The 14,010-nt window shown below is 71.8% G+C and carries 10 protein-coding genes; 6 read left to right on the forward strand and 4 right to left on the reverse strand.

What is annotated here, in order from left to right:
• The 4 genes from AC08OU_RS14715 to eccCa all read right to left on the reverse strand — a co-directional run.
• Positions 1 to 1,330 (reverse strand): ATP-binding protein (locus AC08OU_RS14715; protein ID WP_476605127.1); only part of this gene is annotated, 1,330 nt, incomplete at its 3' end.
• Positions 1,327 to 2,574: a hypothetical protein gene (locus AC08OU_RS14720; protein ID WP_476605128.1), complete on the reverse strand. Its 1,248-nt coding sequence runs from the start codon at positions 2,572 to 2,574 to the stop codon at positions 1,327 to 1,329. The genes AC08OU_RS14715 and AC08OU_RS14720, both read right to left, overlap by 4 nt.
• Positions 2,571 to 3,917, reverse strand: a complete 1,347-nt coding sequence (locus AC08OU_RS14725) for a S8 family serine peptidase (RefSeq protein WP_476605129.1) — start codon at positions 3,915 to 3,917, stop codon at positions 2,571 to 2,573. The genes AC08OU_RS14720 and AC08OU_RS14725 overlap by 4 nt, the downstream gene beginning before the upstream one ends.
• Positions 3,914 to 7,960 (reverse strand): type VII secretion protein EccCa, encoded by a 4,047-nt coding sequence (gene eccCa, locus AC08OU_RS14730; RefSeq protein WP_476605130.1) that lies wholly within the window; start codon positions 7,958 to 7,960, stop codon positions 3,914 to 3,916. Before eccCa ends, AC08OU_RS14725 begins: the two co-directional genes overlap by 4 nt.
• 288 nt (positions 7,961 to 8,248) lie before the next feature.
• On the opposite strand from eccCa, the gene eccD reads away from it, so the two are divergent.
• From eccD to AC08OU_RS14760, 6 genes are all read left to right on the forward strand, one after another.
• Entirely contained in the window at positions 8,249 to 9,619 is a 1,371-nt protein-coding gene (eccD, locus tag AC08OU_RS14735; RefSeq protein WP_476605131.1) for a type VII secretion integral membrane protein EccD, read from the forward strand.
• A gap of 9 nt (positions 9,620 to 9,628) precedes the next feature.
• Complete coding sequence (gene eccB / locus AC08OU_RS14740; RefSeq protein WP_476605132.1) at positions 9,629 to 11,032, forward strand: type VII secretion protein EccB; 1,404 nt, start codon at positions 9,629 to 9,631, stop codon at positions 11,030 to 11,032.
• 187 nt (positions 11,033 to 11,219) lie between these two features.
• A complete protein-coding gene (locus AC08OU_RS14745; RefSeq protein ID WP_476605133.1) occupies positions 11,220 to 11,543 on the forward strand; it encodes a WXG100 family type VII secretion target in 324 nt (107 codons plus the stop codon).
• A gap of 49 nt (positions 11,544 to 11,592) precedes the next feature.
• Positions 11,593 to 11,895, forward strand: a complete 303-nt coding sequence (locus tag AC08OU_RS14750; protein WP_476605134.1) for a WXG100 family type VII secretion target — start codon at positions 11,593 to 11,595, stop codon at positions 11,893 to 11,895.
• A 137-nt stretch (positions 11,896 to 12,032) separates the two neighbouring features.
• Complete coding sequence (locus AC08OU_RS14755) at positions 12,033 to 12,563, forward strand: hypothetical protein (protein ID WP_476605135.1); 531 nt, start codon at positions 12,033 to 12,035, stop codon at positions 12,561 to 12,563.
• 127 nt (positions 12,564 to 12,690) lie between these two features.
• Positions 12,691 to 14,010, forward strand: a 1,320-nt coding sequence (locus tag AC08OU_RS14760) for a pentapeptide repeat-containing protein (RefSeq protein WP_476605136.1), incomplete at its 3' end; no start/stop codon positions are given.

Raw genomic sequence — 14,010 nt, forward strand, 5'->3', positions numbered from 1 at the left:
CGGCAGGGGCGAGGTCGCCGCAGCCGCCGACCGGCACGCCCCCCGCGGCCAGCGCGGCGTCCACGAGCAGGGGAAGCATGGCCGGGAGCGCGGATGCCGCGTGCTCGGCCAGCCCGGCGATCCGGCCGGCCGTCTCGCCGGACCTGGATCCGGACCAGGACCTGACGGCCAGTGCCACCGGGGCGGTCGGCGGCAGGGCCAGCCGCGCCAGCGTCACGGCCAGGGCGGGGACTGCGCAGCGCCAGCAATTGCCGGTCTGCTCCAGCAGGCCCTCGGTGGTCAGGTCGTCGACCAGCTCCACGAGCGGTCCGGTGCCGACGGCGAGCACGGTCGCGAGCGGGTCGAGGTCGGGGACGCGGAGGCCCCCGGGGCCGCCCGCCGCGGCCACCACGGCCGCTGCGGCCGCCGCCGGCCGGCGTCCCAGCAGGTCCCGGACCAGCGGGTGCCGGTCGGGCAGCCGCGCGGATCCGCATGCCCCGGTCGCACGGTCCGGCGCGAAGGTTCCGCTCGTCTCGCGGGGCGGCTCGGCGCCGGAACGAACCAGCCGCGGCAGCGCGCCATCCGCGATCACCTGGTCGAGGACGCCGAGGACCAGCCCGGGCAGGTGGCCCCAGGTGCCGAGGGCGGGCCGGATCGCCCGAATCAGCTCCGGCGTGGCCGCGGCATGGCGGCTGCGGGCCAACTGAAGGCACTGCTGGTCGCTCAGCCCGGACAGGTGCACCCGCGAGGGTCGCGGCAGCCGGTCGACGAGCGCGGCGAACGCCGGCCTGGGGAAGCGGCCCTCGGCCGGGGCATGGCCGGTGCCGATCAACCGCGCACGCAGCCTGCGCTTTAGCTGAGGCACGACGCTCAGCGAGAGCGGGTCCGCGGCGTGCAGGTCGTCCAGGAGGAGAGCGACCTTCCGGCCGGCCGCCGCCACGAGCACCTGCCGGGCGATCCGCTCGACGAACCACGGCAGATCCTGCAGCGGGACAGGCGCGTTCCCGGCAAGGCTCGCCGGCAGCACGGCGCCCGCCGGCAGCACGGCGCCCGCCGGCAGCACGGCGCGCGTCGCCAACACTGCGGAGGGCCGGACGCGCGTACCGGGCGGCGCTGGGGGCGAGACGGACAGCCCGGCCAGGTACGACAGCGGCAGGGTGTCGGGGTGGAGCCGGGGTGGGCCGGTGACCACGCAGTACCCGGCAGCGGCCAGCCGGTCAGCGGCGGAGTCCAGCAACGCGCTCAGGCCGGATCCGCGCAGGCCGGTGACGATCGCGGTGGTGGAGGAGTTCAGGACGGTCAGAACCCCTTCCCGGCCGATCAGGGCCGTCCGGCCGGTGCCGGGAGTCACCTGTCGCCGGGGCCCGCGAGGATCGAGGTGTCCAGCAGCGCCGGACCGTGCCGCCCGGAGAGCGGCCGGACGGCCGCGCCCTCGCCGTCGAGCGCGTCCATGATCTCCGCGGCGAGCTCCGGCATGCGACTCGGGTCCGGATGCGACAGCCGGATCGTGGGCAGCCGGTGCGGGCCGTGCCCCGGTCGGCGGCCGCTCGGGATGCAGATCGTCAACGCGGCGTCCAGGTCGGCAGCCGCCAGGTCCATCGCCAGGGCGACGAGCACGCTGAGCGGCCGGCGCGTCCCCGGGTGCAGCTCGAACGCATGGTGGAACCGGCCGCCGGCCTGCCACAGGCGCCAGGACTCGCTGACCTTCTCGACCTTCCCTGCGGCCCGGGTGAGCGGTACCTCGGTCGAGGTGGCCAGCGCGCTGAGCAGGTCGCTGCGGTCCAGCGGGACCAGCGTCAGCACGCTGGTGCCGGTGGAGGTCTCGCGCAGCAACCGGCGGACCTCGGCCCGGATCAGCCCCGGAACGGCCGACAGGGCCTCGTCCGGAGGTAGCGCGGCCAGGGGTTCCACCCGCACCGACAGCCATGCCGTGAGCTGGCTCTGCGGGCCGGTTCCCGGATCGGTCGTGGCCTGCTGGAGCACGGCGCAGAGGGTGGTCACCGGGGACGGGCTCGGTGGCAACGCGAGCAGGCTGGTGAGGCCGTCGGCGCCCTGGGGGTCGCCGGCCCGGGGGCGGTCGGTGACCCAGACCGCCGACACCCAGCTATGGCCCAGATGCAGCACGCCCAGCTCGGTCCGGCGGAAGCCGCGGATTGCGCCGATCGAGATCCGGCGGTCCAGCAGCGACAGCGGGTTGACGAAGTCGCGCTCGTGGGAGATCGCCGACGCCCGGCGCTGGCGGCGACGCAGCGACACCCAGGTCGCCAGCCACGCGCCGACGGTCCGGGAGCGGATGGTGATCAGCGACGTCGCAAGGACCGCGGGCAGCACCGCGGCGGTCACCAGGACGGCCTGGGCCACGTGGCCGGCGACGAGCAGGACCGCGACGCAGACGAGTTGGACGACGATGATCTGTTGGACGACCCGGCTGGAGGGGCGCCGGGGCGCCGCGGCCGCGCCGTCCTCGTCGGCCGGCTGCGCAGCACTGTCCGGCGCAGCACTGTCCGGCGAGGCACGGTTCGGCGAGGCACTGGCCGGCGCCGCGTGACCGTGCTGGGACGGCGCCGCGTCCTGGCGCGTCCGGTGGGTCGTCATCGCTGGTCTCCAGGGGCGGCAGCGCCGGGGGGGTCGGGTCTGGCGGGCTGGCCGGGGCGGCCGGGGGATGCCGTGCGGAACGGATCGTCGATGATCGAGAACTGACCCGCCGCCACGGATCGGGGCTCGCGGCGTCCGGCAGGGCGCCATCGGCGCTGCCGGCCGCGGTAGGCCGCAGCCCCGGCGAACAGGATGACGCCGAGGCCGATGAGCGCGGTGACGGCGACCCCGGTGGCGATGACGGTTGCCCGGTCGGGCGCGGACTTGCCGGCGAGCAGCCGCCCGAGCGCCCCGCCCGGCGCCTGGGCCACGGTGTCGTCGGCCGGGGTCAGCGCCGATGCCGGGTCCAGCACCGGGATCCCACCGGACGCCGAGGTCACGGTGGAGCGCAACAGCAGCCGGCGGGTGTCCGCGGTCGTGGGCGGGTGGAGCGCGTCCAGGACCAGGGCCGCAGCGCCTGCGGCGTACCCCGCGGCCACCGTGTTCGAGCTGACCAGCAGGTGCCCGGTCCTCGCACTGAGCGCCGGCACCTTCACCCCGGGGGCGATCAGGTCGAGTTGGTCGGCCGGCAGTTCGGTCGGGGCGTACTCGCCGTCCGGAGACTCCCCCTCGACGACGAGCACCTCCGGATAGGCGGCGGGGTAGTCGTTCGGGGCCTGCACGGTGGCTGGGGCGCCCTCGATGAGCAGGCAGCCCTGCTCCTCGGCCGCGGCGATCGCCGCGCGCAGCTCGGTGCTGTTCGGGAGGGACACCGACGGCAACACGATGATCTGGGGGTCTCGTTGCAGAGCGAGGTTGATGGCCTGGGCAAGCCTGGACGAGGCGGCGGCGAGATCGGCGCCGTCCAGGCTGCGGGAGGGATTGACCACCCAGTCCGGCAGGCGGACCGGCAGCACGGATGCCTGCGGCGCCACACCGACGAGCCGGGTCCCGCTGACCGGCGCCGCCGCCGCCGCCCCCGCGATCGCGGTGCCGAACCCGAGGCAGTCGGCATTGGCGGGTCCCGCCTCGTCGACGCGCAGCCCGTCCAGCACCCGCCCGCGAAGCTGCGGGTGGCGGGCCGAGACGCCGGAGCTGATCACAGCGATCGTGACCCCCCAGCCACGGTACTGCTGTCCGAGGGCTCCCAGCCCGAGCCGCCGCTGCGGCCACGGTTCCTCGAGGACGGCGGGTCCGCCGGGCGGGACGCAGGTGCTCTCCTGCGTCGAGGGAGCGGTGGCGGCGGTGGCCCGCACCGGCGGGGCCACCGCCGCGAGCGCGGCCGCGAGGATGACGGTGACCAGCAGCCGGCCCGGCACCCCGGGAGCGGGGCGGCGCCCGGCGGCGCCGAGGTAGGCCGTCATGACCGGTCCGCCCGCGGCCCGTCGGGCACGTAGCCGACCTGGATCAGATGCGAGCCGCGCCGCGTGATGAGCTGCGCGCGGCCGGGGGGCAGGGTGGCCGGGCGGGTGGAACCGAAGATGATGCCCTCCTCCCGGGGGCAGGAGAACAGCAGCACCGGGGTCCCGGTGTCCCAGACCCTTCGCACGGCCGGGTCGTTGACCCCGCGGGAGCCCTGCGCCGTCGCACGGGTGACGACGAGGTGCAGGCCGATATCGGCCCCGTGCGGGATGAACGGCGGCAGGGCCGCGAGCGGGGACGACGCCCCGAAACTGTCGCTGGAGAGCAGGTCGAGGTCGTCGACGACGACGAACACCCGCGGACCCTCCCACCGGTCGCGGCGGTGCACCGCCGCGACGGGTAGGTCGTCGGGGGGGATCCGGTCGGTCAGCGCCGGCGCTCCTTCGCTGAGGATGTCGACCAGCGATTTCTCGTTCGTGGCGTATCCGAGCAGGGACTCCTTGGGCACCGTGTCGTACAGTTCGCGGCGGAAATCGGCGAGGACGACCTTCGCCTGCCGCGGGTCGTACCGCTCCGTGATGGCCCGCAGCACCAGCCGCAGCATCGTGGTCTTGCCGGTCTCGGTGTCCCCGAACGCCACCAGGTGCGGGTGCTGGCCGAAGTCCCACCAGTAGGTCTCGCCGGTGCGCTCGTCGATGCCGATCGGCACCCGCAGGTCGTCCTTCGACGTCGGACCGCCCTCGGGTTCCGGCAGCTCGTCGAACCGGATCAGGGTGGGCAGCGTGCGGACGCTCGGCGCGGACTCGCCGCTCCACGCGGCAGCGATCGCGGACACGGTGTGCGCGGTGCCTTGCGCGAGGCTCTCCCGGTCGCTGACCCCGTCGATCCTGGGCAGGGCGGCGAGGAAGTGCATCGAGTCCTCGGTGAGCCCTCGGCCCGGCACGTTCGGGACGTTCGCGGCCACTCGCATCCCGATGGCCGAGTCTCCCGGGTCGCCCAGGTGCAGCTCGAGCTTGGTGCTCAGGACGTCGCGGAGCCACATCCGGAAGTCGCTCCACCGGTTGGAGGTGATCAGCAAGTGGACCCCGAAGCTGAGGCCCCGCTGGGCGAGTTGCTGGAACTGGCCGTCGAGGTGCTCGAAGTCCTGCTTGACGGTGAACCAGCCGTCGACGACGAGGAACACGTCGGCCAGGTCGTCGTCCGGTCCCGCCCGGCCCTGTTCGCGCAGCCGGCGGGCGTCCGCCATCGTGTCGGCACGCATGGCGGTGAACGCACGTTCCCGGCGGTCGAGCAGTTCGGTGAGCTCCACCAGGGTCCGGTTGACCAGGTCGGTGTCCCGCCGGGCCGCGACGCTGCCGACGTGCGGCAGCGCGGCGAGCCCGCCGAGGCCGCCACCGCTGAAGTCCAGGCAGTAGAACCGGACCTGGGTGGGGGTGTTCGTGAGGGCGAGGGCGGTGATCAGGGTGCGGACCAGGGTGCTCTTGCCGGTCTGCGGGGCGCCCACCACGCCGACGTGGCCGCTGGCGCCGCCGAGCGAGACGGTGAGCAGGTCCCACCGCTGCTCGAACGGCCGGTCGATGATGCCGACCGGGACCGTGAGCGGTTCACCTGCCCAGTTCGCCGCGATCAGGCCCAGCTCCGGGTCCTGCTTGAGACCGCCGAACAATCCGTCCAGGGTGGGCGGTTCCGACAGCGGTGGCAGCCACACCCGGTGCGCGGGCGGTCCGGAGTTGGTGAGCCCTTCGATGATGCGGTAGAGGACGCTGTTCTCCCGGGAGTCGGCCGGGGCGCCGGTCTCCTCCTCGGGTTCCTCCTCGTCCGCTTCGAGGTCCTCGTCCGGCTCCAGGGGCTGCGCCGGCGGCAGGTAGGTCAGGGAGAACGACGAGAGGTCAAGCCGGCGCGTGGTGGGGCCCGGACTCCGCACGCCGTCCGCCGCGACGTCCTTGAGCTGCCCGGATACGTAGGCGCCGCGGAACTTGACGATCGCCGAGGTGCTGGTCTTGAGGAACCCCTGCCCGGGGTTCAGCGGAGATTCGTAGGCGTCGGTGATGCCGAGGACGGAGCGACTCTCAGTGGCCGAGAACATCCGCAGGCCGATCCGGTAGGACAGATGCCCCTCCAACTGGTGGACCCGGCCCTCTTCCAGCCGCTGCGTGGCGAGCAGCAGGTGGACGCCGAGGCTGCGCCCGAGGCGGCCCACCATGACGAACAGGTTGAGGAAGTCTCGCCGGGCCGACAACAGCTCGCTGAACTCGTCGATGACGAGGAACAGGGTGGGCAGGGGGGCCAGGGACGCGCCCGCTGCCCGGGCCCTCTCGTACTCCAGCAGGGACGCGTACCCGGTGGCGCGCAGCAGTTCCTGGCGCCGTACCAGCTCGCCGTGGATGGCGTCCTGCATCCGGTCCACGAGCGCGAGCTCCTCGGCGAGGTTGGTGATGAGCGCGGAGGTGTGCGGGAGCCGGTCCAGCCCGACGAAGGTGGCGCCGCCCTTGAAGTCGGCGAGCACGAGGTTGAGGAACTCGGAGCTGTGCTTGACCGCCATCGCCAGGACGATCGTGCGCAGCAGTTCGCTCTTGCCCGAGCCGGTGGCGCCGACGAGCATTCCGTGCGGGCCCATGCCCCCCTGAGCGGACTCCCGGATGTCCAGCTCGATCGGGGAGCCGTTGTCGTCGACGCCGATCGGCACCCGGAGCTTCCCGGACGGGCCGTTGGACCGCCAGTACTCCTGCGGGTCGAAGCTCCGGACGTCGGGGATGCCGAGCAGGTCCGACAGTTCCACGGTGCGCGCCCGCGAGGGACCGTCGCCGGAGGTCGGGCCGTCGCCGGCGACCCGCCACCGCGCCAGCCGCCTGGCCAGCGCCGTCACCCGCGGGACGGCGATGGTGTCGGGGCGGCCGAGGACCTCCTCCAGTTCCTCGCCGTCCTTCGTGGTCACCACCATGGTCAGGTCGTCGTCCTGGACGCGCAGCCGCAACGCGTGCCTGTCCTGCCGCCAGGGCAGGGCACCGCCGATGTCGAGGACCACCGCGCCGCGGTAGCTGGACGTCGCCAGCCGGGAGCTGGGCGGGATCGAGGAACCGTCGACGACGATGACGAGGAACGGGTCGTCCATCGAGGCCGTCGGGTGGGGCTCGAAGCGGGGCCGGTGGACGATCAGGTCGGCCAGCACGTCGCGTTCGAGATCCGTGACGGTCTGGGCGAACAGTCGCCGGCTGCCTGCGCCGTCGCTCTCGCTGGGATGCTGGCCGTGCGGCAGCCACTTCAGCCAGTCCCAGTCCGGCTGACGGTCGATGTCGCAGCACAGGGCGATGCGGATGAACTCCGGCGAGTGCGCGGTCACGAGCTGCGCTAGGAGGGCGCGGGCGAAACCACGGCACGTCTCGGGTTCGCCGTCGAGTTGGACCCGCGCGAACCCCGGCATGCTGAGCGCAACGGGCAGGTCCGGCACCGTCGAGTAGGTCTCGATCAGCCGGCGCAGGGCCAGCGCGGAGACCGGCTCCAGTTCTTCCAGCGGGATCACGTCGGGCGGGGTGATCGTCAGCGCGCACGGCTGGTCGCCGCGGCCTGCGCGGACCTCCCCGAAGTCCTCGTCGGCCGGCTGGCGTTCCCACAGGCGTTTCGTGCGGCTCCGGAAGACGAGCGTCTGCGGCTCGGGATTGTTCCAGGCGAGTGCGGCGCGCTGCTGCTCGAACGCCTCCCGCAGCTTCTTTCGCTCACCGGCCAGGTAGCGCAGGTAGTCGGAGCGCTCGTCGTCGAGGTTCTGCCGCGAGTCCAGGGACCCGCGCATCATCTGCGGCAGCATCATCGCGACCATCGAAATGCCCATGAAGCTGGCGCCGATCGACGAGGCGCCGGCCGATCCGTTGCCGGTGTACATGAGGATCATCCCGGCCGGCATCAGCAACATCGGCAGGTACATGATCATGCGCAGCAGCCCGATCCGCTGAGGCGGTTGCAGGGCGGGCGGTGGCTCCAGGGCGATGTCGCCGCTGGGCAGCTTCGGTCCGGGCGCGCGTTGCTGCGCCTGGAACACCTGAGCGGTCACGCGAAGTCGAGCCTTCCAGGTCGTGGCTTGGGGCACATCAGATTGATCAAGACGCGGCCCACATGGGACACGCGGGCGGCGGCGGCTCGTCACGCGATCCCGGGCAGCCGCTCCCGGTTGCGGGCGGTGTCGCTCAGGGAGATCCGTGCCGTCGGGCACGTGACGCCGGGGAGGGTAGGCCGTCTCTCCTGCGGACACGTGGGCGTCCGCCCGCAACCGGCATCGTTCCGGTCGCGGGCGTAGGAGTTGCCCGGGGGCCACCAGGCCACCGGGCGGGAGAGGAATCGCATGGCTGCGGTCACGCCCGAGATGTGCAGGGTGACGATCGTGACGCCCAGCCGATGGGCGGACTTGGCGCTGCCGGCGGACGAGCCGGTCGCGGAGATGCTGCCCGCGTTGCTGGACCACGTCGGCGACCCGCACCTCGAGTCGGACGGCGTGGTGCTCCAGCGGCTCGGCCGCTCACCGCTCGACGAGGCCCGGTCGCTGGCGGCGAACGGCGTCGTCGACGGGGAAACGCTCTACCTGAACCCCCACGAGTCGGCGATGCCCGAGGCCGAGTTCGACGATCTCATCGACGGCATCGCGACAGGGATGACGAAGCTGGACCAGCGCTGGCACTCTCGACACACCAGGCAGCTCCTGCTCGTCCTGGCGCTGGTGCCCGTGGCCCTGACCTGGGTCGGGCTGACACTGCGCTCGCCCGAGTCCTGGGTCACGGCGACGCTGTCCGGCATTGTCTGCACGCTGCTCGTCCTCGCGGCCGCGGCGGCGTCGAGGGCGTGGGATGACTGGGCGCTGGCGGTGAGCGCCGGGGGCCTGGCCGTCGGGTTCGGGGCGCTGGGAGCGGTCCACCTGGTCGAGGCACTGGTCGCGATACCGCTGATCTCCACCCCCATCCTGCTGGCCGCGCTGACGGTGGCCTTCTGTGTGGCGTCGCTGGTGGACGCGGCGATCGGCGGGATTGCGGTCGGCTACGCCGGTGTCGCCTTCGCCTGCGGTCTCGGTGCTCTGGGCAGCGCGGCGGCGCAACTCGCCCACTGGAACAGCCATCAGGGTCTGGCCCTGACGCTCGTCCTCGGCGTGGTCGTCGGGGAGATCATGGTCACCGGAGCCGCCCGCCTCGCCGGGGTGGTGCTGCCGGCGCTGCCGCGAGACGCCGGGGAACTGGAGGAGGACGTCGAAGTCGTTCCGGGGCAAGATGTGCTGCGGCTGGCCGTACAGCTCGACTCCTACCTCACCGCGCTGCTCTGGGGGTCCACGGCGGTGATCACCGCGTGCGCGTCGATCCTCGTCTGGCGCGGAGGATGGGCGGCCGGTCTGGTGCTCGCGGCGAGCCTGGCCTCGTTGCTGCGGCTGCGGGTGTTGCCTTCGCGCGGGCAGCGGGCCGCGGTCATCGCCGCCGGTGTGGCCGGGCCGGGCAGTCTGTTGCTCCATTCGACGTGGACCGCGGAGGGCCTGTCCCGGGTGACCTTGCCGCTGCTGTGCCTCGGAATGGCCGCGTTGCTGGTGCTTCTGGCACGGGTTCTTCCCGGCCGCCGCATGCTGCCGCACTTCAGCCGGGCGGCGGAACTGTTGGAAGGACTGGTCGCCGCTTCGCTGGTGCCGCTCCTGCTAGCTGTTCTCGGCACTTACCAGGCAGCGCGGAACCTGCGCTGAGTCGAGCCGATGCTGACAAAACGAGAACAGGTCCGGGCGCACACCTATCAGGTTCGGCGGCTGGTTCGCGGCGCCCTGCTCGGGGAACCCGAGCACTGGGAGCAGCCGTTCCGTAGATCCGCGGTGGGAACTCTGATCGGGTGCGTCATCGCTCTCTTACTGCTGGCCGGATTCGCCCTCTACGGCCTGCTGCACCCGGGCATTGGGCCGACCCTGGCCAAGGACACGAACGTCGTGCTGGAGAAGGGAACCGGGACCCGGTACGTCGTCCAGTCCGGCACCTTGCGGCCGGTGGCCAACCTCGCCTCCGCCCTGCTGCTGGCCGGCCCGGAGCTTCAGATGCAGACACTGTCCCCGACCCGGACCCGGCAGCTACCCCGGTCACAGGCGGTCGGCATCGTCGGCGCACCTGACGACGTCCCTGCCGCCGCGGGTGTGGCGTCCGCGGGCTGGTCGGTATGCATGGGAGCGACGACGGCGACCAGCGGCGTCGCTCCGGAGACCGTCGTGTCGTTCACGCCGCAGCGCCGGCCCGAACGGATCGCCGCTGGCCAGGGACTCCTGGTGGCGGATCCGGACGGATCGTTGTTTCTCGTGGTCGCCGGGACCCGGTTCGCGATCGCGTCGAACCAAGCACGCAATGCGCTCGGCTACGGGGCCACGGTTCCGTTGCGAGCGAGCGTGAGCTGGCTGGCGTCCCTGCGCCCAGGGCGAACCATCAGCACGCTCTCGGTGGACGGCCGCGGGGAACCGGGTCCGCGGATCAGCGCCGGGCCGACCACCGTCGGTCAGGTGCTCGCCGTTCACCAGGCGGCCATCACCCAGTACTTCCTCGTCCAGCGTGACCGGATCGTGCCGGTCACACCGTTCGAGGCCCGCCTGCTGATGGGGAATCCGAAGTTGGCCTCGGTGTATCCGCACGGGCGGTCGCCCGTGGTGGTACCGGAGAGCGCCATCGCCGACGCGACCCGTCAGTTGCTGCCGGCGAGCCTCGGCTGGCCGACCGAGCCGGTCGGCCCGCTGTCGCCGGACGGCGGTTCGATCTGCGTGGCTGCGGGACCGGACGGCGTGCCGTGGCTGGGCACCGTGTCGTCGTCGGTGGACGCGGGCACGGCGCGCTCCCCGGCCGTGCGGGTGCGGGTTCCGCCGGGCTCGGCCGTGGTGGCGGAGGAGACCAACGCCGCGGGGGGCGGCACCGGAGCGGTCTGGTTCATCGATGACACCGGCCGCCGGTGCGCGATCGCCGACGAGGAGGCGCTGGGTGCCCTCGGCCTGGAGGCGGCGCGCCGGGTGAGGGTTCCCGCTGCGCTGCTCGCGGCACTACCCAAGGGCCCGGCCCTGGCCGTCGCGGCGGCCGGGCGCCCGATCGGCGCGGCACCGCCCCATTCGGCGACCGAAGGGAGCGGCCGATGACGGGTGAGCAGCGCCGGACCTTGTGGTCTCCAGGGTTTCCCCCAGTGGCGGGCGCGTCATCGGCGGCGGCGGCGGGCGTGGAAGAGACGTCCGGCCTGGCCGGACGTGAGATCCAGGGCCGCGAGCGCCCGGGACCAGAGGAGGCGGAACGTCCGCCTTCCTGTCATACGACCCTCAAGGAGGGATCATGCCTGACTTCGTCGGCAGCGCCGACAAGCAGACCGATTCCGCGCTACTCGACCAGCAGCGCGCCACGCTCACCACGCACGAGAACAATCTGACTCAGTCCGGCGATCAGATCCGGAGCGAACTGGCGTCGCTTCAGGGTTCGTGGAGCGGGAACGCATCCACCGCGTTCATCGAGGCCGCCAACACCTGGCAGCAGGGTTTCAACGAGGTCATGCAGGGGTTCAACCTGCTGAACAAGAACGTCGGTGCCGCGAACGAAGGGTTCAGCTCGGCCGAGCAGAACCGCAGCAGCCAGAGCACCGGTAGCTGGACGACGACCTGAACGCCGCCCACCCGCGGCGCAACCCCCGATACGACTCCGAAGGGAGAACATGATGCCGAGCTTCTCCATCGACACCGCCAGCGCCTTGTCCGTCGCGCAGGGTCTGGAGCAAGAGGAACAGGCCATCGTCCAGCAGATCAAGGGGACCATGGCGGTCGCCGAGGACATGGCCACCACCTGGAAGGGCAACGCGCCCCAGGCCTACCAGCAGGCGAAGACGCTGTGGGACGAGGGCATCAAGAAGATGGACGTCGGCATGCAGAATGCGTGCGCCGTTCTGCGCAGCAACGTCAGCAGCTACCACAGCACAGACGATGACCTGCGCAGCCTGTTCAGCAACTTCAGCGTCTGATCGGGCATCACGTCTGATCGGCCGCAGCGACCGGGGTGCCGCCCCGACCCGGGGCGCCACCGCGGTCGGCGGTCGCTACCGCTTCGCCGATCCGTTCCTTGTATCCGTTCCTGTATCGACTCACAGGGAGGTCAGCAATGCCAGCCGCGATACCGCCCCAGCCGCCGCCGCGCGACGATGGCGAGAAGCCCGCGCAGCAGCCGGATCCCACCAGACACCAGTTCGCCAAGGATCCGGGCCTGGGCACCCACGACGCCTACCAGCACCCTGAGGCAGCGCAACCGCCCGGCGTGGACGGCAAGATCAAGGTCACTACCGAGCAACTGACCAACTGGGCAAAGCTGTTCGAGGACGCCGCGCAGAAGCTGAATCTCGCGGGCGACCACATGAACAAGATCAAAGTGCAGCCCGGGTACTTCCGCGAGGCGGATACGATCCGTGAGTTGGTTCAGGCCTTCAACTCGACGTTCATCCCGAACTCCAGGATCCTGTCGGACTCCTCGTCCTACGTGAACCGCGCGCTGCATCAGGTGGCCACGGAGTTCGACAACGTCGAGAAGGCCAATCTGGACAAGAACACCGGCCTGTCTGATCTCGTGTCGTCGATGACGAAGCTGGAGACGGGTCTCAAGACCACCCAGCCGATCCGGCCCAACACGCCGTCCTGATTGACCAACACGCCGTCCCTGACTGATCAGGTTCTTTTGGGCGCGTTGCCGCAACGTGCCCGTCCGTGGGTGCGCCGTAGCAACGCGCCCAAAAGAATCGGCCCGCCAGCAAGGAGCACACGGAGCCATGGTTGCCCGTTCGCCGAGTGACCCGCCTGTTCGCGGAGACTACGGCTCAGCGACGTTCGCCCAGGTCGAAGAGGCGATGTCCAGTGGTGAGCCGGAGAGCATGACGCGAGCCGCGGACACCATCATGGAGTCCGGCAATCAGGTCCTGGCGCAGATCAACAAGCTGCCGCGGACGCTGGACCATCTGCTCTCCCAATGGCAGGGGCCGGCGGCTGACGCGTTCCGGAAGCAGGTGGACTGGTTCCTGCTGGAGCTCCAGGCCGAGAACGAGAAGGCGGGTAGCGGCGGCCTGCCGCCCGTCGCCACCGCCCTGTACGACTCCGCGCAGACGCTCTCCTGGGGCCAGGACACCCTGGACCGGATCCAGCAGTTCTACGCGCAGCAGGCTGCGGCCAACGGCGCCTCCCTGGGCACTGGCGCGGACGGCACGCAGTCGGTCGCGGTCGGTAGCACCCCCGGCATCGGCCAGCAGATCCAGCAGGCGATGGACGAGGACGCCCGCTTCGTCATGCAGCAGGCCACCGATCGCTACGCCATGGACACCGAGCAGATCGGGCCCCAGTCCACGGATCAGGGCAAGGGCGGGACGTCCGGTGGTTCCGGTTCCGGTTCTGAGAAGGGGGCTGGGTCGGGATCGGACGCGGGCCAGGGTTCGGGTGGTGACGCGGGCCACGGCAAGGGCGGGACGTCCGGTGGTTCCGGTTCCGGTTCTGAGAAGGGGGCTGGGTCGGGATCGGACGCGGGCCAGGGTTCGGGTGGTGACGCGGGCCAGGGTTCGGGTGGTGACGCGGGTCAGGGTTCGGGTGGTGACGCGGGTCAGGGTTCGGGTGGTGACGCGGGCCAGGGTTCGGGTGACGGTTCCGGACACGACCAAGCGACGATGTCCGGAACGGATCTGCACGGCGCCAATCTGAAGAACGCCGACCTCCATGGTGTCGACCTACAGAACGCGGACCTACGTGACGCAGATCTGCGCGGTGCAGATCTGCACGGTGCAGATCTGCGGGGAGCTGACCTCACCGGCGCGAAGCTCGACGGCGCGAACCTGGACGGCGTGAAGACCGACGCGAACACTAAAGGCTTGCCTGATTCGGCCGGACACGAGAACGACGGTTCCGGTACGGGTTCTGGTGCCGGTGGTACCAGTGGCAGTACCGGTGGGTCGTCCGCTGGGGGTGGGACGCCCGGTGGTGAGTCCGCTGGGGGTGGGACGCCCGGTGGTGAGTCCGCTGGGGGTGGGACGCCCGGTGGTGAGTCCGCTGGGGGTGGGACGCCCGGTGGTGAGTCCGCTGGGGGCGGGACGCCCGGTGGGGAGTCC

This window comes from Frankia sp. CcMO1 (genome assembly GCF_977945845.1).